The 22697-nt window shown below is 70.1% G+C and carries 25 protein-coding genes; 7 read left to right on the top strand and 18 right to left on the bottom strand.

What is annotated here, in order from left to right:
* Nucleotides 1–22: 22 nt before the first annotated feature.
* Together VG899_05295 and VG899_05300 are read right to left on the bottom strand one after the other, a co-directional pair.
* On the bottom strand, nucleotides 23–1054 hold the full coding sequence (locus tag VG899_05295) for a class I SAM-dependent methyltransferase (GenBank protein ID HWA65768.1): 1032 nt from the start codon (nucleotides 1052–1054) through the stop codon (nucleotides 23–25).
* A gap of 9 nt (nucleotides 1055–1063) precedes the next feature.
* On the bottom strand, nucleotides 1064–2023 hold the full coding sequence (locus VG899_05300; protein HWA65769.1) for a fatty acid desaturase: 960 nt from the start codon (nucleotides 2021–2023) through the stop codon (nucleotides 1064–1066).
* A gap of 89 nt (nucleotides 2024–2112) precedes the next feature.
* On the opposite strand from VG899_05300, the gene VG899_05305 reads away from it, so the two are divergent.
* Nucleotides 2113–2985: a hypothetical protein gene (locus VG899_05305; protein HWA65770.1), complete on the top strand. Its 873-nt coding sequence runs from the start codon at nucleotides 2113–2115 to the stop codon at nucleotides 2983–2985.
* 11 nt (nucleotides 2986–2996) lie between these two features.
* Nucleotides 2997–4259, top strand: a complete 1263-nt coding sequence (locus VG899_05310) for an alkyl sulfatase dimerization domain-containing protein (protein ID HWA65771.1) — start codon at nucleotides 2997–2999, stop codon at nucleotides 4257–4259.
* Between the two features lie 33 nt (nucleotides 4260–4292).
* Here the strand turns inward: VG899_05310 and VG899_05315 are convergent, their stop codons facing one another.
* A complete protein-coding gene (locus VG899_05315; GenBank protein HWA65772.1) occupies nucleotides 4293–5168 on the bottom strand; it encodes a DUF1206 domain-containing protein in 876 nt (291 codons plus the stop codon).
* A 36-nt stretch (nucleotides 5169–5204) separates the two neighbouring features.
* Here VG899_05315 and VG899_05320 point away from each other — a divergent pair, with 36 nt between their 5' ends.
* On the top strand, nucleotides 5205–5852 hold the full coding sequence (locus VG899_05320) for a hemerythrin domain-containing protein (GenBank protein HWA65773.1): 648 nt from the start codon (nucleotides 5205–5207) through the stop codon (nucleotides 5850–5852).
* Here the strand turns inward: VG899_05320 and VG899_05325 are convergent.
* Genes VG899_05325 through VG899_05340 form a run of 4 tightly spaced genes read right to left on the bottom strand, consistent with a single transcriptional unit; the run spans nucleotide 5833 to nucleotide 9283 of the window.
* Nucleotides 5833–6228, bottom strand: coding sequence for a hypothetical protein (locus tag VG899_05325; protein HWA65774.1), 396 nt, complete (start codon nucleotides 6226–6228; stop codon nucleotides 5833–5835). The genes VG899_05320 and VG899_05325 overlap by 20 nt on opposite strands.
* Complete coding sequence (locus tag VG899_05330; protein ID HWA65775.1) at nucleotides 6225–6617, bottom strand: DUF2237 domain-containing protein; 393 nt, start codon at nucleotides 6615–6617, stop codon at nucleotides 6225–6227. The genes VG899_05325 and VG899_05330 overlap by 4 nt, the downstream gene beginning before the upstream one ends.
* Nucleotides 6618–6635: 18 nt before the next feature.
* Nucleotides 6636–7505, bottom strand: coding sequence for a metal-dependent hydrolase (locus tag VG899_05335; GenBank protein HWA65776.1), 870 nt, complete (start codon nucleotides 7503–7505; stop codon nucleotides 6636–6638).
* 5 nt (nucleotides 7506–7510) lie between these two features.
* Nucleotides 7511–9283: an SDR family oxidoreductase gene (locus VG899_05340; GenBank protein ID HWA65777.1), complete on the bottom strand. Its 1773-nt coding sequence runs from the start codon at nucleotides 9281–9283 to the stop codon at nucleotides 7511–7513.
* 64 nt (nucleotides 9284–9347) lie between these two features.
* Between VG899_05340 and VG899_05345 the strand changes: the two genes are divergently transcribed.
* Entirely contained in the window at nucleotides 9348–9968 is a 621-nt protein-coding gene (locus VG899_05345; GenBank protein ID HWA65778.1) for a TetR/AcrR family transcriptional regulator, read from the top strand.
* Between the two features lie 35 nt (nucleotides 9969–10003).
* Entirely contained in the window at nucleotides 10004–10522 is a 519-nt protein-coding gene (locus VG899_05350; GenBank protein HWA65779.1) for a hypothetical protein, read from the top strand.
* Here the strand turns inward: VG899_05350 and VG899_05355 are convergent.
* From VG899_05355 to VG899_05400, 10 genes are read right to left on the bottom strand one after another with little or no spacing between them, the layout of a single operon-like run.
* Nucleotides 10519–11043 (bottom strand): hypothetical protein, encoded by a 525-nt coding sequence (locus tag VG899_05355; protein HWA65780.1) that lies wholly within the window; start codon nucleotides 11041–11043, stop codon nucleotides 10519–10521. The two genes, VG899_05350 and VG899_05355, sit on opposite strands and share 4 nt — an antisense overlap.
* A complete protein-coding gene (locus VG899_05360; GenBank protein ID HWA65781.1) occupies nucleotides 11040–12161 on the bottom strand; it encodes an MlaD family protein in 1122 nt (373 codons plus the stop codon). The genes VG899_05355 and VG899_05360 overlap by 4 nt, the downstream gene beginning before the upstream one ends.
* Entirely contained in the window at nucleotides 12158–13153 is a 996-nt protein-coding gene (locus VG899_05365; protein HWA65782.1) for an MlaD family protein, read from the bottom strand. The genes VG899_05360 and VG899_05365 overlap by 4 nt, the downstream gene beginning before the upstream one ends.
* Nucleotides 13150–14196, bottom strand: a complete 1047-nt coding sequence (locus VG899_05370; GenBank protein ID HWA65783.1) for an MCE family protein — start codon at nucleotides 14194–14196, stop codon at nucleotides 13150–13152. Before VG899_05370 ends, VG899_05365 begins: the two co-directional genes overlap by 4 nt.
* Nucleotides 14193–15185, bottom strand: a complete 993-nt coding sequence (locus tag VG899_05375) for an MCE family protein (GenBank protein ID HWA65784.1) — start codon at nucleotides 15183–15185, stop codon at nucleotides 14193–14195. Before VG899_05375 ends, VG899_05370 begins: the two co-directional genes overlap by 4 nt.
* Nucleotides 15182–16249: an MlaD family protein gene (locus tag VG899_05380; protein ID HWA65785.1), complete on the bottom strand. Its 1068-nt coding sequence runs from the start codon at nucleotides 16247–16249 to the stop codon at nucleotides 15182–15184. Before VG899_05380 ends, VG899_05375 begins: the two co-directional genes overlap by 4 nt.
* The gene (locus tag VG899_05385; protein HWA65786.1) at nucleotides 16246–17409 is read right to left on the bottom strand and encodes an MlaD family protein; all 1164 of its coding nucleotides are present in this window, start codon (nucleotides 17407–17409) and stop codon (nucleotides 16246–16248) included. The genes VG899_05380 and VG899_05385 overlap by 4 nt, the downstream gene beginning before the upstream one ends.
* Nucleotides 17406–18290, bottom strand: coding sequence for an ABC transporter permease (locus tag VG899_05390; GenBank protein ID HWA65787.1), 885 nt, complete (start codon nucleotides 18288–18290; stop codon nucleotides 17406–17408). Before VG899_05390 ends, VG899_05385 begins: the two co-directional genes overlap by 4 nt.
* Complete coding sequence (locus tag VG899_05395; GenBank protein HWA65788.1) at nucleotides 18287–19105, bottom strand: ABC transporter permease; 819 nt, start codon at nucleotides 19103–19105, stop codon at nucleotides 18287–18289. Before VG899_05395 ends, VG899_05390 begins: the two co-directional genes overlap by 4 nt.
* 5 nt (nucleotides 19106–19110) lie before the next feature.
* Nucleotides 19111–19575: an SRPBCC family protein gene (locus tag VG899_05400; GenBank protein ID HWA65789.1), complete on the bottom strand. Its 465-nt coding sequence runs from the start codon at nucleotides 19573–19575 to the stop codon at nucleotides 19111–19113.
* A gap of 109 nt (nucleotides 19576–19684) precedes the next feature.
* On the opposite strand from VG899_05400, the gene VG899_05405 reads away from it, so the two are divergent.
* Nucleotides 19685–20455: a VOC family protein gene (locus VG899_05405; GenBank protein HWA65790.1), complete on the top strand. Its 771-nt coding sequence runs from the start codon at nucleotides 19685–19687 to the stop codon at nucleotides 20453–20455.
* Nucleotides 20456–20523: 68 nt separating this feature from the next.
* Here VG899_05405 and VG899_05410 read toward each other — a convergent pair whose 3' ends face one another.
* A complete protein-coding gene (locus VG899_05410) occupies nucleotides 20524–21303 on the bottom strand; it encodes a DUF559 domain-containing protein (protein HWA65791.1) in 780 nt (259 codons plus the stop codon).
* Between the two features lies 1 nt (nucleotide 21304).
* Between VG899_05410 and VG899_05415 the strand changes: the two genes are divergently transcribed.
* Nucleotides 21305–22690, top strand: coding sequence for an alpha/beta hydrolase family protein (locus VG899_05415; GenBank protein HWA65792.1), 1386 nt, complete (start codon nucleotides 21305–21307; stop codon nucleotides 22688–22690).
* Nucleotides 22691–22697 lie beyond the last annotated feature (7 nt).

Raw genomic sequence — 22697 nt, forward strand, 5'->3', positions numbered from 1 at the left:
GCCTGCCTGCAAGTGGCGTATGTCACTCCACCCGCGGCTTGCGGAGGGTGGCGATCATGCTGCCGGTCATGCCCGTCGTACGCCGCATGACGGAGTCGAGCACGGTGAACGTGCCTTGGAGCAAGAAGCTGCGCGGGCCGCCGTAGAAGATCGAGACCGGCGGGAAGACCGCGTCGACCCACTTGGCGTCCGGGTAGCGGTCGCGCAGGGCGGAGTGCATCGTCCAGGTCCAGAAGACCGGGTTGAGCTCGTACTCGATCGCAGTTGCCTCGAGGCCGACGTGCTCGGCGACCTTGCGCATCGAGGGCCCGTCGAAGAACCACCAGTGCCGTGGGAAGTGGTTGCCACCCCAGTGGCCGCCGAACTTCTGCGCATCCTTCGAACCGAAGTCCGGGGTCGCGGCGAGGAACACTCCGCCCGGTCGCAGCAGCTCGGCGGCGTTGCGGGTGAACACAACCGGGTCCTCGACGTGCTCGATGACGTGACGCGCGACGACGATGTCGAAGTAGCCCTTGGGCAGCTCGCCGTCCTGCTGGTCCTCGAACGCGCCCTGCACGGTCTTGTGCCCGGCCTTCGCCGCGATCGCGAGAGCGTCGCCGTTGATGTCGAGCCCCCACGTCTCGACCATGTCCGCGGGACGGCTGGCCCGGTAGTAGTCGAGGATCCGGCCGTCACCGCATCCGACGTCGAGCAGCTTCACCTTGTCGGTTGCGCCGACTCCGGCGCGCGACATCGCCTTCGCCAAGACCTGACCGGTGTACTTCAGCGACACCTTCTCCTTGGCGCTGAGCGAGCCGTCGGGGCGGCGGTCGTTGACCATGTTGTAGCTGTAGTAGGTCGGCGGGTAGATCCGATCGAGCTCGCTCACATCCGGCATCGGGTCGAGCCGGCCGAGGCCGCACGAGCGACACTTCACCACCGAGAACGTCGCGTCGGTCGTCTCGGGGTACTCGTGCTCGTGACCGCTCCAGAGCACGATCGACTCCGTGCTGCCGCACAACGCGCACGGCCGGTGGACGGTGGCGATCGGATCGCTGGCCTGCGGCTTCGTCACGCCTGCACCCTAAGGGAGGGTCTTGAGGTGCTTCAGCAGAGCGCCGGTGTAGCTCTTGTGGACGAGCCTTGCCGGGGCCTGCTCGCGAGCCGCGAGCCGGCGGGCCGCTTCCGGCAGCCGCCGCGCCGGGATCCAGGGGAACAGGTGGTGCTCGGCGTGCCAGTTCATGTTGTACGGCGAGACGTTGGTGCCCTCGACGACGTTGGCGTCGACCGACACCCGTCGATCCGGGTACGCGTCGAGCTCGTCGCCGACCAGCGCGTGGTCGACGTAGTTGCGTGCCACGACGACGCCCGAGGTCACGGTGAGCAGCGGCGCGAGCCACAGCATTGGATACGTCCACCACTTGGTGAGCTTCGCGAAGATTGCCCACAGTCCGACCTGCACCAGCGCGAGGTCGCGCTTGTCCTTGCGAGAGTTCGCCGGGTCCACCCAGGTCCAGCCCTCGCGACGCTTGAGCAGCTTCACGGCGTAGATGCCACTGAACGCCTCGATCAGGTGGCGAGCCAGCCCCTTGCGCGTCTCGAGATGCGGGCCCTCGTGCAGATAGCCGTCGGGGTCGTCCGGGGTGTTGAGCAGGCGGTGGTGGCGAAGATGCTGCGCGCGCGTGGAACGGAAGCCTGACCCGCACGGCGCGGCCGCCGCCACCAGACCGACGGAGTCGTTGAGCTTGCGGTTGCGGAACAAGGTGCGGTGCAACGCGTCGTGCTCGACGTTGAGGAACGCCTGCTGGCGACTGGCGATGACCGCCATGGCCGCGACCGCGGCCGTCGGCGTACGCCGCTTCCAGAACCACGCCACCGATCCGGCGACCGCCGCCCACGACAACCCGATGTAAGCGGCGTTCCACAGCTCGTCACTGCGATCGACGCGCAGGTCGTGGAACTCGCGACGCAGGCTCAGGTCGCTCGCGTCTCGCGGCGCCGGGATCGACTCCGCCGCCGTGTCGGTCTCGCGCTCAGCCGGCATCGCCACGCATGAAGGTTAGCAACGCTCACCAGTCCACGGAGAATCCCAATCTATTGTCACATCCAGTGACAGATGATAGGAACCAGGCCATGACGGACTGGACGCAGCTGTCCGCCCGCGCGTCCTTCGCCTCGCATCGCCTCATCGGCTGGATCTACTGGGACCCGGGTGCCCTCGAGCGGTACGCCGCGCTCGGCGTAGAGATGGGCGGCATCACCTACATCGCCAGCCGGTCAGCGCCGCTCGCTCCCGCCGGCGCCCAGGTCGTCGCCGCGGCGTTCTACTCGATCAGCCCGGAGTTCATCGCCGCGGCCCTGGCGGTCACGGCAGAGAAGACCAGCTTCGAGGCGATCGCTGCGGCGCGCGACGACGCGGTCGTCGCGGGCTTGCGGAGCTTCGTGCCGGAGATCTGTGACGGGCTCGCTTCGCTCGCGTCGCCGCTGTGGGCCGCGGCCGACGCCTTGCCGGTCTCGGGTCGGGCGCTGTTCGCGGCGCATCGGCAGGCGCCGCGGCCTTCGGACCCGCTGCTGTCGGCGTGGCTGGCGGTGAACTGCATCCGCGAGTGGCGCGGCGACACGCATTTCGCGGTACTCGCCGCCGAGGACATCTCCGGGGTGCAGGCCGGGCTGTTGCACAACGCCTACCTCAACTACCCGAAGGACTGGATCCCGCGCAGCCGCGGCGCCGACGACAACGACGTCGCCGAGGCGTACGCCTCGCTCGCGTCGCGAGGTCTTGCGACCGCCGGCGCCGTGAATGACGCGGGGCTTGCCTTGCGGCAGCGCATCGAAGACCGCACCGATTTGCTCTGCGAGCGCGCCTGGCGCTTGCTCGGTCTCGAGCTGACCACGCAGTTCCTGTCGCTCGTCGAGCCGGTCGGCGACCGGCTGCTGGCGCGCATCGACGAGACTGCCGGCACCGAGTGGATGCCTGCGGCGCGGCTTCGCCGCGACCGCGACTAAGGAGAGATCGCATGGGTGAGACGCTCGACTACGCCGACCGGCTGTGGCGCGGTGAGGACGAGATCACGAGCGGCCATCAGCTGTTCGCGGGTCTGCCGCTCGAGGAGTGCACCGACGGCGTCGCGTTCCTGCCGACGTTCGCCAACGTCTCGGCGTTCACCACCGACGACGGGCTGTTCATGGTCGACACCGGCGCCGAGATGATGGCCTCGATCATCCACGGCCAGATCCGTGAGTGGTCGGACCAGCCGCTACACACCGCCGTGTACTCCCACGGGCACGTCGACCACATCTTCGGCGTACCGGTCTTTGCCGCGGAGGCCGCCGAGAAGGGCTGGCGGGCGCCGCAGGTGGTCGCGCACGAGGCGCTGCCGCTGCGGTTCGACCGCTACAAGATGACGGCCGGCTACAACGAGATCATCAACAAGCGGCAGTTCCAGGTGGAGAACCTGCGCTGGCCGATGAACTACCGCTACCCGGACGTGACCTACCGCGACGCGATGACGCTGACCGTCGGCGGCATGACGATCGAGCTGCACCATGCGCGCGGCGAGACCGACGACCACACCTGGACCTGGGTGCCGGAGAAGAAGGTGCTCTGCTCCGGCGACCTGTTCATCTGGGCCTCCCCCAACGCGGGCAATCCGCAGAAGGTGCAGCGCTACCCGATCGAGTGGGCGCGGGCGCTGCGCACGATGGCGTCGCTGGGCGCGGAGTTCCTGCTGCCGGGACACGGCGTACCGGTGGTGGGGGCGGACCGGATCAAGACGGCGCTGCTCGACACCTCGGCGCTGCTCGAGTCACTGCACGAGCAGACCGTGGCGATGATGAACGAGGGTGCCCGCCTCGACGAGATCATCCACGCCGTCAAGGCGCCGGCCGACCTGCTCGACAAGCCTTATCTGCGACCGGTGTACGACGAGCCCGAGTTCGTCGTCCGCAACGTGTGGCGGCTCTACGGCGGCTGGTACGACGGCAACCCGTCGTCGCTGAAGCCGGCGCCCGACGCGGCCGTGGCGGCGGAGCTGGCCTCCCTCGCGGGCGGGGCGTCGGCGCTCGCGTCGCGTGCCGGCGCGTTGGCCGCTGCCGGCGATGACGAATCGCTGCGGCTGGCCGGACACCTCGCGGAGATCGCCGCTCTCGCCGCGCCGGACGACGCGGGCGTCCACCGGGTGCGCGCGGAGGTGTTCGGCGCCCGCGCCGAGGCGGAGGCCTCGACGATGGCGAAGGGCGTGTTCGCCTGGGCCGCCTCCGAGAGCCGCAAGCGCACCTAGCGAGCGAACAGTCGCACCGAGGCGGTCCGTCGTCTACTGGGCGCGCGTGACCTTGCGGTAGCGCGCTTCGAGGAACGAGTACGTCGCGAAGACCAGCAGCCCGGCGGCGACCACCGCCAGCAGGACGTCTCCCCACCAGCGGCCGGTCAGCCGGGCCAGCACCTGGTCCAGGCCCTCCGCGTGAGCGGGATCGGACTGCACCGCGGCGACGATCAGGAACACCCCGACCGGTACGAAGACGAGCGCGCGAGCGGGGATACCCACCACCGCCGCACCCGCGACGAGCCGGCAGACCCAGCGCGGCGCCCGGTCCACGGCGAGGCCGTCGGCGTACTCCTCGCTCACCGCGGTGCGGATCTGGTTGGCGCACGCCGCGATGACGACGACTCCCAACCCGACAACGATCTCGCGCCCCGCAGGCAGGCTCAGCAGATCGCCCGCTGTCCGGTGTTGGGACTGGTTGCTGCCGGTCGATCGGTTGCCGAGGACGTAGCCGAGCGGGATCCACGCGAGCGCCAGATAGAACGCGCCCTGCAGACCGGTCGTGATCCGGCGCCACCGCGAGCCGCGGCGGTCGGTCCACGCACTCCACAGCCGTACGACGCCGAACCCCAGGAACCCGACCGCCACCGCGACGATCGCCACCTCACCGATCGGGTTCGACGCGATCGTGGTGAGCGCGCCGTTCGCGTCGGCCTGCGGCCCGCGCCGACCCGTGACGGCCAGGTTCACCACGAGCCCGGCGAGCAGCAGGTAGAAGCACCCGCGCGCCACCAGCCCGAACCGGGCGATCACCGTCGCGACGCGCTCCGCGGGATCGGCCGCCCGGCCGTGAGCGGTACGACGACGTCGTGACGCCGCCGTGGTCGCCATGGCAGTGATGTGCCCGCAGTTGCCGAGTGCAACCATTTGACGGCCCACCCCACCAGCCCGGAAGGTCGCGCCATGACCGAGAGCTCACTGACCGACACCAGCGACATGATCGGCTTGCACCGCGTCTTTCGCGACGCCGGCGCGAACGGCCCGGCGTTGATCCGCGAGGCCGCGGACCAGGCTCGTACCGATCTCGTCGCGAGCTACCTGACCAACGTGCTGTGCCTGCTGAAGTCCCACCACGAGGGCGAGGACGAGCTGGTCACGCCGCGTCTGGCCTCGCGCGCCGACGAGGACGAGGTCGCGGCGATCACCCGGATCGCGTCGCAGCACGAGCCGGTCGTCGACCTCATCGAGCACGCAAACGCCGCGCTCGCCGCCTGGCAGGCCGCCCCGACGGAGCAGACCGCTTCCGCAGCCGTCGCGGCCGTCGAGGGCCTGACCGCGGAGCTGACCCCGCACCTCGACGAGGAGGAGCAGACCGTGCTGCCGATCGCCGCGCGGCACATGACCCAGTCGGAGTGGGGCGAGCTGCCGGGGCACGGCATGCGGACGTTCACCGGTGACAAGCTGTGGCTGATCCTCGGCCTGATCCGCGAGCAGATGACCGCGGAGCAGATCGACCGGATGGACGCGAACATGCCGCCGCCGGTCAAGCAGATGTGGGACGGCGTCGGCCGCGCCAGCTTCGAGGACTTCGTCAGCCAGCTGCGGAGCTGACCGTCGGCTCGGCTGCACCGGCCGAGCGCCGGTCACATGCGATGGGGCAGGAGCGGCACGCCCCACCGGACTCGCACGCCTGCTCCTCGGCGACCTTGCGCAGCTTCGGCAGCATCGGGAGCGGCGCGAGGAGCGTGAGAAGCGCATACGCCGTGAAGACGAGATCGGGCCACGCCGTGTCGAGCAGCGCCGAGACGACGCCGACCGGCAGACCGGTCGCGGCCCACAACGGATACCTGCCGGCGTACTTCGCAACCGTGCGGGACCCGTCGCCGCCGACGTAGCGAGCGGCCAGCCGGAAGGCTGCCGCGCTCGCGACCACCCAGACCGGTCCGGCCAACACGCCCCACGCGAACAGCGGCCACGACCAGCTCACAGCAGCTCGCCCGGGTCGGACGGTACGTCGGCGGCGTACTGCTGTAGGACGTCGAGCGGCACGATCTCGAGGGCCCGCTGGTTCGTCGATGCGAGGACGACCGGCGCCGCCATGCCGTCGAGATGCGCCTGCAGCCACCGTGCCGCGACGACACACCAGCGGTCGCCGGGCACCAGGCCGGGGAACTGCCACTCGGGTCGCGGCGTGACGAGGTCGTTGCCGACCGACACCTGGTGCGCCAGGAACTCGCGGGTGACGACGGCGCACACGGTGTGGCTGCCGACGTCTTCCGGGCCGGAGCTACAGCAGCCGTCGCGGTAGAAACCGGTCACCGGGTCGCTGCCGCACGGCTCGAGCGGCTCACCCAGTACGTTCAGCTCGCCGTCCACCCCTCGAGCCTGCCACGGTCACGCCGCGGACACCGCAGCCACCGCCGCCGGCGAGATCGCGAGGTAGTCCAGCGCGTCCTGCGTGTCCGCCTCCTGCGAGGGGTGGTAGTCGCGGCGGCAGTAGCGCGGGACGGCCAGCGCGAGCATGCCCGGTGTCGGCAGCAAGCCCTTCTTCGCGGCGCGCCGGAAGTCGTTGAACGTCGGTGCGGGACCGACGTACGTCGGGTCGGCGGCGCACAGGAAGCGCATGCCGCGCCGCCAGAGGTACGCCATCGCGATCGCCGACACGATCATCGAGCGGATCCGCGAGAACCAGCTGTTGCTGACGGCACGGAAGACGTCGAAGGCGACACTTCGGTGCTCGACCTCCTCGGCGCCGTGCCAGCGCAGCAGGTCGAGCATCGTCGGGTCGGCGCCGGCGGCGTCGAACGCCGGTGAGTCGAGCACCCACGCGCCGAGGACGGCGGTGAAGTGCTCGATGGCGGCGATGATCGCCACCCGCTCGAGCAGCCACCGGCGTTTCGGGGTCGGCAGGTACGGGTCGTCGCCGAGCAGCTTGCCGAACATCCACTCCACTCGGCGTACGAACGGATCCGGGTCGAGCCCGTTGGCTCGCAGGTGGTCGAGGACCGCCGCGGGCGCCCGGGAGTGGACCGCCTCCTGCCCCATGAAGCCCTTGACGTCCGCGCGCAGCCGGTCGTCGTCGATCAGCGGGAGGACCTGCTTGTACACGTGGACGAACCAGCGCTCGCCGGCCGGCAGCAGCAGGTGCAACACGTCGATGATGTGCGACGCGACGGGCTCGCCCGGAATCCAGTGCAACGGCGTCGGCTCCCAGTCGAAGCCGACTCGACGAGGCCGGATCTCGTGGGCGGACGGCGCGGTCACGCCCACTAGATCTCGAACCTCGCGAGCCGCCGCATGGCCGCCGGGGACAGCCGCGACATCAGCCGACCGCCGATCGCCTCCGGTGTCACGGGTACGACGGGGGTCCGCTGCCGGACGGCCATGACGATCGCCTCGGCCACCTTCGACGGCGGGTAGTTGCGCCGCGCGTACTGCTTGGCGATGTTCCTCGCGCGCTCCTTCTGCTCGGCCTCGGAAAGCCCGACATAGCGCGTCGACGTCGTGATCGGCGTGTTGACGATGCCGGGGCAGATCGCGGAAACACCGATGCCGTACTCCGCGAACTCCGCACCGAGGGATTCGCTCAGCATCAGGACCGCCGCCTTGGTGGCGACGTACGCGCTGAGCATCTTGCTCGGCGTGTACGCCGCGGCGGACGCGACGTTGACGACGTAGCCACCCTCGAGCCGTTCGGCCATCGCCGCCCCGAACAGCCGGCAGCCGTTGACGACGCCCATCAGGTTGACGTCGACGATCCGCTGCCAGTCCTCGGCGGAGGTGTCGAGGAAGCTGCCCGCGACCCCGATGCCGGCGTTGTTGACGACGACGTCGGGCACCCCGTGGTCGGCCATCACCCGCTTGGCGAAGTCCTCCATCGAGGCGACGTCCGACACGTCGACGGCGTACGCGTGCGCCGGTGCGCCGGCGGCGCGGATGGTCTCGGCCGTCTGCTCCCCCGCCTCACCGTGCAGGTCGGCGATCACGACCTCGGCCCCGAGCCGGGAGAACGCAAGCGCCGTCTCGCGGCCGATCCCGCTGCCCGCACCGGTGATGACGACCAGCTGGTTGTCGAAGCCTTGCTTGCGTCTGCGGCGCTTGCTGCTGGCGGGCGGCGTCTCGGCGCTGACGCGGTGACGGCTGAGCGCTCGACCTTCGGGCTCGCCTTCGATGTGAGCGACGAGCTCGCTCACTGCGTGGGCGAGGGCAGTGGGCGACTTCTGCTGCAGCCAATGACCGGAACGCACCCGGCGTACCCAGAGCCGGTCGGTCCAGCGCGCCACGTCGTCGGCCACGACGGAGCTCGACAGGTAGCGGTCGCGGGTCGCCACGATCACCTGGACCGGCACGGTCGTCGTCCGCTCGGTCGGGTTGCGCAGCCTGCGCGCGACGTTGGCCCGGTAGATGTTCACGCCACGGATGCCGTCCTTGCGCAGCGTCGGCGCCGGCCACCCGTCGCGCCTCGGCAGCCCTTCCAGCTTCGCGACCGCGCCGGCGAAGGTGCGGGCCAGGACCAGCCGCCACATCAGCGGGACGAGCAGCGGCACGTACATCGCGGCCATGTACCACGATCTGCGCGCCTGTCCGAGCACCGCCGCAAGGGCCGACGGGCGCACTGCCATGCGGTCTCGCACCCAGAACCCGGCGTGGTCCAGCGACGGCCCGGAGATCGAGGTGAACGACGCGAACCGTGCCTGGGTCTCGGGGTCGGTGACCGCCTCCCAACACTGGACCGATCCCCAGTCGTGCCCGACCAGGTGGACCGGCGCGTGCGGCGAGACCGCGTCCGCGACCGCGCGCAGGTCGGCGGCCAGCACCTCGAGGCGGTAGGCGGCCTTGCGACGCGGCGCGTCGGACGCGCCCGCGCCGCGCACGTCGTAGGTGACGACGTGGAAGCGACCCGCGAGCTCGTCGACGACCGCGCGCCACGTGGCGGCGCTGTCGGGGTAGCCGTGCACCAGCAGCACGGTGGGCGCATCGCGCACACCGCTCTCGTTGACCGCGAGCTTCACCCCGCCCGACTCGACGAAGAACGTCGCCACGGCGCCACCTTCCTAGTAGACTGCTGATCTAATAATGACAGACCACAGGGCAAGGGTGTCAACGGTGCCGACGCGGCGGCGGCTCGCGGTCGCCGACCGGCGCGCCGAGCTGATCGCGGCCGCGCTCGAGCTGTTCAGCGACCGGCCGGCCGACGAGGTCAGCCTCGACGACGTCGCGGCACGAGCGGGGGTCTCGCGGGCCCTCGCCTACCGCTACTTCGGCACCCGAGGCGACCTCTACGTCGCCGCGATGCGCAGCGCCGCTGACCAGATGCTGGCCTTGCTCGACCCGCCGCACGACGCTGCGCCGCTCGACCGCGTCGTCGAGGCGATCCACCGGTTCTTCGACTTCGCGGAGGACCACGCCACCGGCTTCCAGTCGCTGTTGGCCGGCCACCCCGGCGCGCAACAAGGCGCGATCGGCGACATCGTGACGGAGGTCCGCCGCGCCCTCTACGAGCGCCTGGTCGAGGGCATGGCGTTGCGGCGGGTCAGTCCCGAGCTGCGCCTCGCGCTGAGCACGTGGATCGCCGGCGCCGAGGCCGGTGCGTTGGACTGGTTGACCAACCGCGACCTGCCCCGACGTAGCGTCGAGGACTTCCTGCTCAGCCAGCTCTACGCCGGGCTGAGCGTCGCCGCGACACGTGACCGCGAGGTCGCCCGATTCCTCGAGGAGCTGTCCTGAGCCAGCTTTCCTACGCCGAGTTCGGAGCGGCGTTCGTGCACACCGCGGTGAGCCCCGAGCGGGTGGGCGCGGTCATCCGCCGCATCACCGGCGACGAGGTGCGAGTCGGCCCGCTGCCCGCCGGACCGGGCGGCGTCGCAACCGCCAACGCGGTCGGCGAGATCGGTGAGCCGTCGATCGAGGTGACCGGACACGACCCGCTCAGCTATGGCATCACCCTGCCCGCGGCGTTGGACGTCGACGTGACCGCCGCGGGCGCGAAGCACCACTTCGACGTCGAGGCGACGGTGCGCCTGGCCATCGCGGTCCGGCTCGCCCCGCCGCTGTCGTTGTGCATCGACCCGGCGCGCCCGACCTACGAAGACGTCGACGTCGTCGTACACCCCAAGGGGATTCAAGCCCGGGTGCTGGCGCGATCCGGAATCGTGGAGCGCGAGATGCGCAAGCACATCGCGCGGTACGTCAGGGAGCGACTGGACACGGAGGTGGCCGCGTTCTCGACGATCGACTTGATGGAGCTGATCCAAGGAGTGGCCAGCAAGCTCACGGGCTAAGGCAGGACGACCTTGCTGATCAGCCACTCGTCGTGCTCGCGTTGCAGCGTCATCTCGACGCGTTGGGCGTCGACGTGTGTCCCGCTGCGGTTCTTGATCGTCTGGTTGAGGAACAGGTCGACGACCGCGGTCGTGTCGCTGAGCGAAGCGATGCCCGCGCTGACGATCGACGCGGTGGAGCTCGCCTTCGCCTTCACCAGCGTCGTACGCAGCTGTGCCGTCTCGTTGCGGTACTGCGACAGGAACGGGTCGACCGCGTGCGATTCCGTCTTCGCGAACGCCGCGTCGAGGTCGGTGTAGGAGTAGGTGGCGAAATCGACGGCGTAGCTCTTGGCCGCCGCGATCGCGCTTTGCGCGCTCGGTGAGAGCTCGTGCGAGAGCCGGTCGTTCTGGGCGAAGGCGTGGTGGGTGCGGATGCCCCCGACGACCAGCCCGGCGACCACGAGCAGCGCTGCCAGGACGCCGAGCGTGACCCGAAGCCGCGGCAGGCGCAGCGTCACCGACCGGCCCTCGTCGCTCACTGTGCTCCTGTCGTGTAGATGCCGCGCCACGTGTCGTCGCCCGCCGGCCGGGGCTCGTAGACCGCACCCCGCTGATCCTGGATGGGCAGTGGATGCAGACAGTAACCGTTGGTGATCGGCGGCCCCCGATGCGGATTGAACGGGGCGCGCCGACGGGTGCCCGGGTAGCCGCAGAAGGTGCCCGGTTGGTCACTGAGCAGGAACGAGACGTGCCCGCCGTGGACTGCGGAGGCGAGCGCATGCAGACCGGCCGGCAGCGAGAACAGCAACGCCTTGAGCCCGGGCAACCGGGCCACCGCGATGCGCCCGGTGGTGACCAGGTTGGTCAGCAGTACCGCTACGTCGTGTGAGTCGTTGACGAGCAGCGGGGCGACCTGCTCGGTCGTGCGCAGCGCGGCGTCGATCAGTTGCGCCGTTCGCGGGTCGTCCTTGCGGATCGTGTCCGAGAGCCGGCGCAGCGAAGTCGCGAACGTGCGGATGTCGCTGTCGTGGCGTACCTGTGCGTCGAGCAGGACGCCTGCGCGGTGGAGCAGGTCGACGGTTTGCGGCTCGACCGCCACGAGCGAGTCGACGAGCCGGGCGCCGTGATCCAGGATCGCGCCGAGCGCCGGGCCGGTCCCGGCGAACGCGATGTCGAGCTGGTCGAGGACGGTACGGAGCTGGCGAAGGTCGACCGACTTCGAGAACGCGTCGATGCTGCTCAGCAAGGTCGCCAGCGACGGCGGCCGGGCGGTGTCCTTCGCTGCGATGACGGAACCGGCGACGAGGTACGGCGGGCCCGCCGCCGTCGGCTCCAGGTCGAGGTACTGCTCCCCCGCCGGCGATCGATCCGCGACCACTGCCTTGGTGGCGCTCGGGATGTGCACCGAGTCGTGAATGGCGAGCTCGGCGGCCACGCCGGTGTGGGTGATCTCGATCGCGGAGACGAGGCCAACCGGCACACCCCGATAGGTCACCTGGCTGCCGGGGAACAGCCCGCCGGTCTTCGGCATGTCGACGGTGACGCGGTAGCTGCCCTCGATCGTCTTCTGCCCGATGACGCTGACGACGAGATAGCCGAGCGCGAGCAGGCCGACGGCGGCGAACAGCCCGAGCTTGCCGAGTGGCAGTCGCCTCATCGCGCCGATCCTCTCGGCACGATGATGTTGCCGACCAGGTCGAGGTAGTCGCCTGGGATCGCCCGGTCCAGCAGGAGCGCGAACCGGCGCAGCCCGGCCAACGTCGAGCCGAGCCGGCCGCGCAGCGAGACCAGCGTGTCCAGGGTCGGAGCGAGGTCGTCCAGGTCGGTGAGCAGCGTGCCCTGCACGGAGTCGAGCACCTGGGTGGCGGTTCGGCCGAGCGAGGAGAGCCGGGTCAGCAGCGCGGTGAAGCCCGCCGTGTCGTTGCGCAGGTCCGCGATGCCCGGCCGAAGCGCGGTGAGTCCGCGCACCAGCAGCTGGTGCTGAGCCGCGAGCTCCTTCGACAACCCGGCGACCGCGGTCAGGGTGTGGTCGATCTCCGCGGTGTGCGCGTCGAGCTGCGACAGCACCCGGTTGAGCCGGGCGATCAACGCCCGACCGGTTCGCGCCCGGCCGTCGAGGGCGACGTCGAGCTGCCCGACGATCGTCGAGATCTGGCTGATCCCGCCGCCGTTGAGCACCGCGGAGAACGCCGAGAGCAGGTCCTCGATGTCCGGAGCACGGTTCGTGCTCGTCGCGGCGATCTCGTCGCCGTCTTTCAGGTCCTCCGCTGTCGCCGCCCGGGTCGGCGGCAGCAGGTCGACGTACTCCTCGCCGAGCGGAGTCGTCAGCTCCAGCGTCGCGCGGGTCCCGACCGGCATCCTCGCCGACTGCTCGATGGCCATGTGGACGTAGGCGCGGAAGCCCGACGTGGTCAGTGAGGTGACCCGGCCGACCGTGACGTCGTGCAGCTCCACCCGGCCACCGATCGGCAGGCCCGTCGCATCGCCGAAGACCGCCGTCAACCGGTAGGACGGTCCACTCACCCCCCGACCGACAGAGAAGCTCTGCAGGCCCGGACCGCACCCCGTCACGGTCGCGATGACCACCAGGCTCAGGGCGATGGCGCGGCGGTGCCGTCGCGGCGTGGCCGGCGGGCGGGTCGCGCTCATCGGGCGTCCCCCGCCATGCCGGTCAGGATCTGGCAGACCGGGCCGAGCTGCGCGCACAGCTTGCTCACCTGCGCGTTGAAGAACTGGTTGCGACCGAGGTCGGCGTGCCGGGTGAGGATCGCGCCGCCGTGGTTCACCCGCGCCAGGTTCTGCGCGGCGAGCGGCAGGTTGTCGAGGGTCTCGATGAGCGCGCGCTGATGCTGGAGCAGCACGTTGGTGGTGACGACGAGGTCGTGCAGGTCGCCATGGAGCGTCGCGCGGTGTGCCTCGAGGAAGCTCGCCAGCGACAGCAGTCCGGTCGAGAGGTTGTCCACGACGCCGGTGATCTGGCCGCGCTCGGCGGCCAGCTCGGACGACGCCCGCGCGAGGTCGGACTCGAACGACGAGATCCGCCGCACCCGGGTGGCGAGGTTGCTACTGAGCGTGTCGAGATGGGTGATAACCGCCGCGAACGCACCACGGTCCTCCGCCAGCGCCCCCGTCGCGGTCGACAGGCCCTCGATGCTCTCGTGCAGGGCGGGCCCGTTGCCGGCGAGGTTGTTCGAGAGCACCGTGATCAACCGCCCGACCGCGCCCTTCGCGCCCGCCTGCTTCGGACCGAGCGCGTTGAACAGCGTGGTCAGCGACCCCACGAGCTCGTCGAACTCCGCCGGCTCATGCGTGCGCGCCAACGGCAGCACGTAGTTGTCGGGCATCGTCGGGCCCGTCCCGTCGTAGGCCGGGCTCAGTCCGACGTACCGGTCGCTGATCACCGACGGCGGCACGATGTAGGCCTGCGCGTCGAGCGGGATCTTCGTCCCCGCCGGCAGACTCAGCACGACCTTGACCTGGTGGGGCTGCGGGGTGACCGAGGACACGTCACCGACCGGCAGGCCGAGGATGTCGACGTGGTTGCCGACGTAGATCCCGTTGCTCTCGGTGAAGTACGCCGTGATGTGCAGCCGCTTGCCGCCGGTCACGAGGTGAATGCCGACGACGACGACCGCCACGACCACAGCGAGCGCCACCGACGCCGCGGTGGCCACGACGACCTGCCGCCTCACGAGCAGTCCTTCGCGATCGAGAAGCCACACAACACGTTGTCCGGCAGCAGCAGGTAGGGCAGGTTGATGTCGAGATACGGGCCGTCACCGGAGGCGTTGACCAGCCCGCGGCTGGCCGGGGCGAGCAGGTCGACGGCATGGCCGAGCACGTGGTCGTCGTTGCGCAGCAGCGTCGTGACGACGTGCAGCCGCGTGAGCAACGGGCCGAGAGTGGCGGCGTTGTGCGCCACCAGCCGGGCCAGCTCCCGACCGAGCCGGCTCGAGTCGACGAGCAGCTCGTGGATGATCGCCCGCCGGGCGTGCAGCGTCGCCAGGACTTGGTCGGCGTCGAGGAACAGCTGATCGAGGTCGCTGCGCTGTGAGACCAACGTCGCGGTCACCGACCGCGTGCTGCGGACGAGGTCTTGGAGCTGGGACTGCCGCGAGACCACCACGTTGGAGATGCCGGCCAACCCGTGCAGGAGCCGGCGAGTGACCGTAGGCGTGTGCGCGAACGTCGTGCTGACCGTCGCGAGCGCCTTGCGCAGGGTGGGGATGTCGAGACCGGACACCGTCGCGGACAGTCCGTTGGTGACGTCGGCGAGGTCGAACGGCACCTGGGTGCGCGACACCGGAATCGTGGTCGACGGGTCCAGCGTGCCGCCGCCCGCCGGCGTGATCTCGACGTACTTCGTGCCGAGCAGCGTCGCGACCTCGATCGAGGCTGAGGTGTCCGCGCCGAGGTGGACGCTCTTCGGCAACGTGAAGTCGACCCGGATGACCGCGCTGTCGAGGTGGACCCCGGTGACCGTGCCCTGCGGGATGCCGGCGACCCGGACGTCGTCACCGGTCGACAACCCGGCGGCTTCGGCGAAGTCTGCCGAGTAGGTGCGGCTGGCGGAGAACAGCGAAACCTTCGGCAGCAGGATCACCGCCGCGAGGACGCCGACCAGCGCGAGCGTCCCGATCGCGCCGACGACCAGCCGGTTGCGCGAACGAAGCGGCCTCATCGCGCGCCGCCTCGGGATGCGCTCCGGCAGACCGCCGAGTGCACGACCGTGCCGTTGATCCGGACGGGTACGACGAGCGACCCGCTCTGCAGCGCCACCGAGCAGACGTAGCCGTTGAGCCAGGTGCCGTAGCCGAGGCTGCGGGTGAAGGCGGCCGCGCCGAGCGGGAGCGCCCGCACCGCCGCGGCGAGGATCCGCTGGTTGCGCACCAGCGTGCCGGCCACGAGGAACAGATCCCCGATGTCGTGGTGCAGGATCGGCTCGCCCTTGTCGAACAGGTCGCTCACCGAGGCGGCGACCTCGTCGATGCCGTGCAGGGCGCGCGCGATCTGCCCGCGGTCTGCCGCCAGTCCGTGGGTCAGTGACGTCAGGTCGCCGATCAAGGCCGCCAGGTCGCCGTCGTGGTCGGCAACGCTGCCCAGCACCACGTCCAGGTTGCTGACGACCTGGCCGATGAGCGCATCGCGGTGGCTGAGGTTGGTCGTGAGGGCTGCCACGTTGCCGAGCAGCGCGGTGATGCTGCCGCCCTCGCCCTGGAAGTCGGCGACGATGTCGGCGGCGAGCTGGTTGGCCTGCGCCGGTGACAGCGCGGAGAACAGCGGCTTGAAGCCGTCGAACAGCGTGGTGAGCGACAGCGCGGGTGCGGTGTGGTCGGGATAGAAGACCGCCTCCGGTGCCATCGTCGACCCGCTCGGGCTCGACTGCTCCAATGACAGGAACCGCGCGCCGAGCAGGTCTTCGTAGCGGATGACCGCCCGGGCGTTGGTGGTGAAGCGCTGGGATCGTTCGACTTCGAACGTCACCACCGCGTCGTCGGGATACTGCTTGCCGTCGGGGTAGGTCGTGGCACCGGACAGCCGCTCGCCGGTGACCTTGCCGACGCGGACGCCTGCGATGTCGACGTCGTCGCCGGGACGCAGCCCGGATGCGTCGGTGAACAGCGCCCGGTAGGTGTAGGTCGAGTGCCCCAGCGGCCGGGTCACGGTGTTGCTGACGATCAGGGTGAGCAGCACCGACACGACGACGAACAGCGTCAGCTTGACCGCGGCGCCTCGGCTCGTCACGGCGACACCAGCAGCGAGAGCAGCGCGAGGATCGGGACGACGACCAGCTCCGGCCAGCTGATGGCTCGTGGCTTCCCGACTTGCCGCGCCGACGTCGCGTTGCGCTCAGCGTGCGCTTTGGTGCTCAGGCAGTTCTTGCCTGGCACTGCGGCGTACCTCGGGCACTCGGCCGGCGTGTAGCCCTGGGTGTCTTGCGGGTTGAGGTCGGGCGCGACCGTGACCTGCAGCCAGGGGCCGTGCCCGAGCGCCTTCGCCGCTCCGAGCAGGAAGGCCCGCAGCTGCGTGACCCCCTTGACCAGGTTGGTCTGCCGGCTCTGCAACACCGTGATCACCGGTCGCAACAGCCCGACCAGCTCGCGCAGCTTGTGCTGGTTGACCCTGAGCAGCCGCCGGGTGCGGTCGGCGACCACCGGGCCGGCCGCGAGCAGCCGCCGGATGGCGGCCTGGCTGCCGTGGACGGTCTGCGACGTCGCGATTGCGTTGTCGAGTGTCTTCAGCAGGTTCGGCGCGTCACGGCCGAGCTCGTCACTGACCGTGCCGAGCGTCGCGACGTCGTGAATGAGCTGGGGGGTCTGCGGTGCGACCTGCCTCGTGTAGCGCTCGAGCTCGTCGACGATCGCGCCGAGCTCGGCTCCGCGACCGTTCAACGCGGTGGCGATCGCGGTCAGCGTCGCGTCGAGCTTGCCCGGGCGAACCGCGGTGAGCAGGCGGTACCCGGCGTCGAGAGCCTGGTCGAGCTCGACGGTCGGGGTCGAGGTGTCGGCGACCAGGTGCGCGTCCGCGGGTAGCGCGCGATCGCTCGTCGCCGGCGGCACGAGGTCGACGTAGAGGTCGCCGAACACGCTGCGCGGCACCAGGCGCACCGTCACCCCATCGGGGATCTTCGACAGCTGCGACGGGTCGACGTGCAGGGTGAGCACCGCGTCGCTGAGCGTCCGGTGCACGCTTGCGACGGAGCCGACCAGCACTCCCCGGTATTCGACCTCGGCGCCCGGCCCGAGCGCCGGCCCGGCCTCCGGCAGCGTGGCCGTGACGACCTTCGACGACGAGAACGCGCCGAAGCCGTAGGCGACGCCGACCACGGACAAGCCCAGGACCAGCACGATGAACAGCAGCCCGGCAAGCGCCGTCGCGGCCCGGCCGCTGCCGAGCCGTGTCATCCGGAGATCCGAACGGAGGGGTTCGCGCCGTACAGCACGAACGTCAGCACGAGATCGAAGATCACGATCGTGACGATGCTGGTGCGCAGCGCGCGGCCCGCAGCCCGGCCGACGCCCTCCGGACCACCGGTGGCGGTGTAGCCGTAATAGCAGTGCACCAGGGTGACGATGATCGCGAACGCGACGGCCTTGAGCAGGGAGTAGAACAGCTCCTCCACCGGCAGGAAGCGGTGGAAGTAGTAGAGGTAGGTGCCCTTCGACTGGTGGTTGAGGTAGACCACCTCGACCTCGGTCGCGACGTACGACGCGAAGAGCCCCACCAGGTAGAGCGGGACGACGGCGGTGAACGCGGCGAGGATGCGCGTGGTCACGAGGTAGGGCAGCGATGGGATCGCCATCACCTCGAGCGCGTCGACCTCCTCCGAGATCCGCATCGCGCCGAGCTGAGCGGTGAAGCCGCAGCCGACCTGCGCCGCCAGTCCCACCCCGGCCACGATCGGCGCGATCTCGCGGGTGTTCGCGTACGCCGAGATGACACCGGACAACGGCGCGAGGCCGATGATCTGCAGCCCCTTGAAACCCTGCAGCCCGAGCTCGCTGCCGGAGAAGAACGACAGCGCGAAGATCACCGCGACGGTGCCGCCGCCGACAAGCAGCGCCCCCGACCCGAAGCTGATCTCGGCGACCAGCCGCAACACCTCCCGCCAGTACCGCTTCGCGGCGCGCGGGATCCACAGCAGGGCCGCGACGTAGAAGCGCAGCTGGGTACCGAGGTCGACGAGGGCGTCGATCACTCTCGTCGTGCTTCGCACGACGAGACGCACCGGACGCGGTGGCGCTAGGCCGGCAAGCGGGCCGGCGCTCGGCTGTGTCGTCGTCATGGGCCGTGGGGTGGGACGAGGATGAGGTAGATCTGCGAGATCACCGTGTTGGCGACGAACACCAGCAGGAAGCTGATGACGACCGACTGGTTGACGGCGTCGCCGACCCCCTTGGGGCCCCCTTTCACACTCAGCCCCTTGTAACCCGCGACCAGGGCCGCGATGACGCCGAACACCGCGGCCTTGATCTCACCGACCACGATGTCGCTGAACGAGGTGAACTCGGTGAACGTCCGCAGAAAGCTGCCCGGCGTACCGTGACCGACCCAGACCTCGTAGAGGTAGCCGCCGGTCACGCCGACGAACAGCACGATGCCGTTGAGCAGGATCGTCACCACGACGGCCGCCGCCAGCCGCGGCGCGACCAGCCGCTCGATCGGCGAGATGCCCATCACCTCGAGCGCGTCGATCTCGTCCCGGATCTTGCGCGCCCCGAGGTCGGCGCAGATCGCCGATCCGCCGACACCGGCGATCATGAGCGCGGTGACCAACGGAGCGGCTTCGCGAACGATCGTCAGCGCGTCCACGGCACCGGTATAGGAGTCCGCGCCGATCTGGTGGGCAACCGAGCCGACCTCGACCGCGACCAGGATCCCGAACGGGATCGCGACCAGCATCGCCGGCAGGATGCAGACGCTGGCGATGAACCAGGCCTGGGAGACGGCCTCCTGCCACGGGAAGGTGCGCCGCGCCATCCCCCGCATCCCGGCCAGGATCGTGTCGCCGGCGAGGGCGTAGAGGTCACCGGCCGCGCCCAGCCCGGCGCCGGCGTACCCCGCGAGAGCGGCCCGGTCGAAGCCGCGGGTCTGCGCCAAGGTGGCTACTCGCTCTCGGCGCCGCTCTTCAAAGCCGCGAGAGTCGCCTCCATGTTCTTCCGGTTGTGGTCGGCCCGGTCCGACACCCCCATCGCCAGGGCGGACAGCTTGTCCATGACGGGCGTGCGCCGGTCGACCCAGCGTTCGGTGACCCGCGTGGTCTGCCCCTCGGTGGCGAACTCATACGACCAGTCGGCGATCTTCAGCGGGCCCACCGTGACGTGGAACGCGAACCGCTTGCCGCGCTCGGCGTCGGTCACCTCGGCCACGGTCGCCCACTTGCGCCACCCCATGCCGTTGCGGCCGAGGAACCGCGCGCCGACGGCCGGCCCCGCGGCGCCGCCGAGCCAGCGGCCGCCGCTCGCCTCCGGGCTCCACCGGCCCATCTGCGCGAGGTCGCTGACCATGTCGTAGAGGGTGTTCGCGTCGCAGCGGATGTCCGTCGAGACCTCGACCTGCTTGTCTGCCATGGCGGACATATTGGCGCAAACCAGCCGCCGATGTCGTACTGAGGCGTCTTCCGGATCCTTACCGCGGCAGCCTCGACGAGCCTCGCCCGGTCGGGGGATGCTTCCCACCATGACGTCGAGCCTTCGCGGCATCCCGTGCTGGATGGACATGATGACCTCGGACGAGGCGAAGACCCGCGAGTTCTACAGCGAGCTGTTCGGGTGGACCGCTGCAGAGGGAGCGCCCGAGTTCGGCGGCTACTTCATGTTCCTGCGCCACGACGTACCAGTGGCCGGTGCGGCACCGCTGCAGCCCGGTATGGAGGCCGACGAGACCTGGAAGGTCTACCTCGCCGTCGAGGACGCCCGCAAAACTCTCGCAGTCGCTACCGCGTCCGGCGGCGCCGAGGTCACGCCCGCGATGGACATCGCCGACCTCGGCACGATGGCGATCATCAGCGATGCCGCGGGTGCCAAGGTCGGGATGTGGCAAGCCGGCACGTTCGCAGGAATCACCGTTCGCGGCGAAGTCGGAGCCCAGGCGTGGTTCGAGCTGCACACCTTGGCCTACGACGAGAACGTCGCCTTCTACCGCGACGTCTTCGGGTGGGACGCGCACTCGATGTCGGACACCGAGGAGTTTCGCTACACGACCCTCGGCGAGGGCGACGGTGCAGTGGCCGGGATCAACGACTCGGCGATCCACGCGGGTCCCGACTTCCGTTCGGAGTGGGGCGTCTACATAGCGGTCGACGACACCGACGCGACCTTGGCGAAGGCGGTCGCGCTCGGCGGCTCGCAAGTCCAGCCGCCGCGAGACTCGCCGTACGGGCGGCTCGCCGAGATCGCGGACGCCACCGGCTGCCGCATCAAGCTGATGGGCCCCAACACCGAGTCATAAGAGTCGCTGCGAGGCCAACCTTTTCGGCGCAATGGGCCGCTCGATACGCCGATACGGTTGGCCTCGCGTCAGGCGACGGCGGTGAAGGCTTGGCGCAGCTGTGCCAGGAATGCCTGCCGGTCGCCGTAGTAGTCCGACGCGCTCATCACGAACACCCGCCAGCCGAGTGCACGCAGCCGGTCTCGACGACGATCGTCATCGCGGCGCTGGTTCCAGTGGTGGGCCCCGTCGTACTCGACAACGATGCGGCGGTCCGGATACGCGAAGTCGACGCGTGCGACGAACCGGCTCCACTCGTCGAGGACGACGTACTGGGACACGAAGCCGTCGAAGCCAGCCGAGACGAGCAACAGGCGCAAGCGCGACTCCATCGGGGACTCGCTGCGCGGATCCAACAGCGAAGCGACACGCCGCGCCTGTCGCACGCCTCGCAGGCCGCTGTGCGAGGCGATGTAGCCCGCGAGCTTGTCGCGGTCCACGAAGTGCTCCCGAGCGATCGCATCAGCGACGACAACCGCCTCGATCAGCGACAGCCATCGCGCACAGTCGAACACGGTCCGCAGTGGGCTCGTGACGAGCGCGCCGTGGACAACGACGAGATCCTCAGGCCCGACGGTGACCTCACGGACGAGACAACCGGGCCGGGCCTTGCGCCAGCTGCCGTTCCGCCGACCGACCCAGACCAGCTCGTGTCGAGGGTCCTGCGCCTCGATGCCGAACACCCACGCGGCGGTCAGCCCGCACAGGAAGCCCTTGCGGGCCGCGTAGGGCCGAGTCGCTGATTCCGGCGGCGCGCGCCTGGGTGTAGGTATTCCCAGGAAGCGCGGGCTCGCCCGCGAATAGAGCACGGTGGGTATTCGACGATCCATCTGTGGCGCGGGCGCGGCGGCCGTCCTGTGCGGATCGCTGCTGGCCACGCCGGTGGCCGCTGCATCGCTGCCGTCTCCGGAATGCCTGGCGCGGACCGCGCCGGTCCCGTCCGGACCGGCGACCCTCGTCAGCGACGTGGTGGTCAAGGGGTACGGCGGGCGCTTGCACGACCTCACCCTGCGATCTCCGGCCGTCGGCAGCGACATCGGGGTGTACGTCTACCTGCCGAAACACTTCTCGCAACGCTCACCGCAGCGCTACCACGTGCTCTACCTGCTGCACGGATCAGGAGGCAGCGAGGTCGACTGGACCAAGAACGGTGCCGAGCAGATCCTCGCGGAAGCAGGGCCGAAGGCGCACCTGCCGTCGACGATCGTGGTGATGCCCGACGACGCACTCGAGGGCTACTACACGGACTGGTACGGCCGCGACCTGCTCAATCCGGCAGAGACCGTCGCACCCGGCTGGGCGACGTTCCAGATCCACGAGCTGATCCCGTACGTCGACTCGCACTACCCGACGATCGCCGCACGCCGTGGCCGGGCGATCGCCGGGCTGTCGATGGGCGGCTTCGGCGCGACCAGCCTCGCGGCCCGCAACCCGGGAATGTTCTCCGTCGTCGGCAGCTTCTCCGGCGCCGACGACATCGACTACGACGCGCCGTACGAGGCCGTGATCCTCGAAGGCACCAGCCCGGTGTTCACCGGCGGCGTGCCGACCACTTGCATCTGGGGCGACCCCCTCACGCATCGGATCGGGTGGGAGTCCGCCGACCCGACCTATTTGGCCCCGGACCTCGCCGGCACTCGGCTCTACCTCGCCACCGGGAACGGCACACCGGGTCCGCTCGACGACCTGACGAACCCGACCGGCATCGCGACCGCGGCGGCTGGCGGCGCGGTGGAACTCGACATCAGCGAGATGAACGCGGGATTCGTGTCGGCGCTGAACGCCGCTCATGTCCCGCACACCGACTACTTCTACGGCGCCGGCACCCACAGCTGGGGCTACTGGGAACGTGACCTGCGAAGGTTCATCCCATTCCTGGTGCGGGGCTGGCGACACCCCGACCCCGCACCGTCGTCGTTCAGCGACCTCAGCGCGGCGACCCGCTTCACCGCGTGGGGCTGGACGTTCGTGGTGCACCGCTCGGTCGAGGAGTTCACCTATCTGCGCGACGTCACTTCGCAGGGCTTCGAGGCCGCCGGCAGCGGCACGTTGCGCGCCACCGACCCGCACGGCCGGACGTTCACCGTCAGCCTCGGATCGCACGCCGGCCAGCAGACCTCGTTCCCTTCCGGCGGCGCGCTTCCCGCCGGATGGACCTGGCGAAGAGTGGGACATCCCGGCGCGGATCGCGAATGAACTGCGG

It is taken from the genome of Mycobacteriales bacterium, from assembly GCA_035550055.1.
Taxonomy (GTDB): domain Bacteria; phylum Actinomycetota; class Actinomycetes; order JAFAQI01; family JAFAQI01; genus DASZTV01.

What these genes read in the sequence shown, in the direction of transcription:
- VG899_05300 (HWA65769.1), bottom strand. Translation starts at nt 2,023, where the DNA reads ATGCCGGCTGAGCGCGAGACCGACACGGCGGCGGAGTCGATCCCGGCG.
- VG899_05305 (HWA65770.1), top strand. Translation starts at nt 2,113, where the DNA reads ATGACGGACTGGACGCAGCTGTCCGCCCGCGCGTCCTTCGCCTCGCAT.
- VG899_05310 (HWA65771.1), top strand. Translation starts at nt 2,997, where the DNA reads ATGGGTGAGACGCTCGACTACGCCGACCGGCTGTGGCGCGGTGAGGAC.
- VG899_05315 (HWA65772.1), bottom strand. Translation starts at nt 5,168, where the DNA reads ATGGTTGCACTCGGCAACTGCGGGCACATCACTGCCATGGCGACCACG.
- VG899_05320 (HWA65773.1), top strand. Translation starts at nt 5,205, where the DNA reads ATGACCGAGAGCTCACTGACCGACACCAGCGACATGATCGGCTTGCAC.
- VG899_05360 (HWA65781.1), bottom strand. Translation starts at nt 12,161, where the DNA reads ATGAGGCGACTGCCACTCGGCAAGCTCGGGCTGTTCGCCGCCGTCGGC.
- VG899_05365 (HWA65782.1), bottom strand. Translation starts at nt 13,153, where the DNA reads ATGAGCGCGACCCGCCCGCCGGCCACGCCGCGACGGCACCGCCGCGCC.
- VG899_05375 (HWA65784.1), bottom strand. Translation starts at nt 15,185, where the DNA reads ATGAGGCCGCTTCGTTCGCGCAACCGGCTGGTCGTCGGCGCGATCGGG.
- VG899_05385 (HWA65786.1), bottom strand. Translation starts at nt 17,409, where the DNA reads ATGACACGGCTCGGCAGCGGCCGGGCCGCGACGGCGCTTGCCGGGCTG.
- VG899_05390 (HWA65787.1), bottom strand. Translation starts at nt 18,290, where the DNA reads ATGACGACGACACAGCCGAGCGCCGGCCCGCTTGCCGGCCTAGCGCCA.
- VG899_05400 (HWA65789.1), bottom strand. Translation starts at nt 19,575, where the DNA reads ATGGCAGACAAGCAGGTCGAGGTCTCGACGGACATCCGCTGCGACGCG.
- VG899_05405 (HWA65790.1), top strand. Translation starts at nt 19,685, where the DNA reads ATGACGTCGAGCCTTCGCGGCATCCCGTGCTGGATGGACATGATGACC.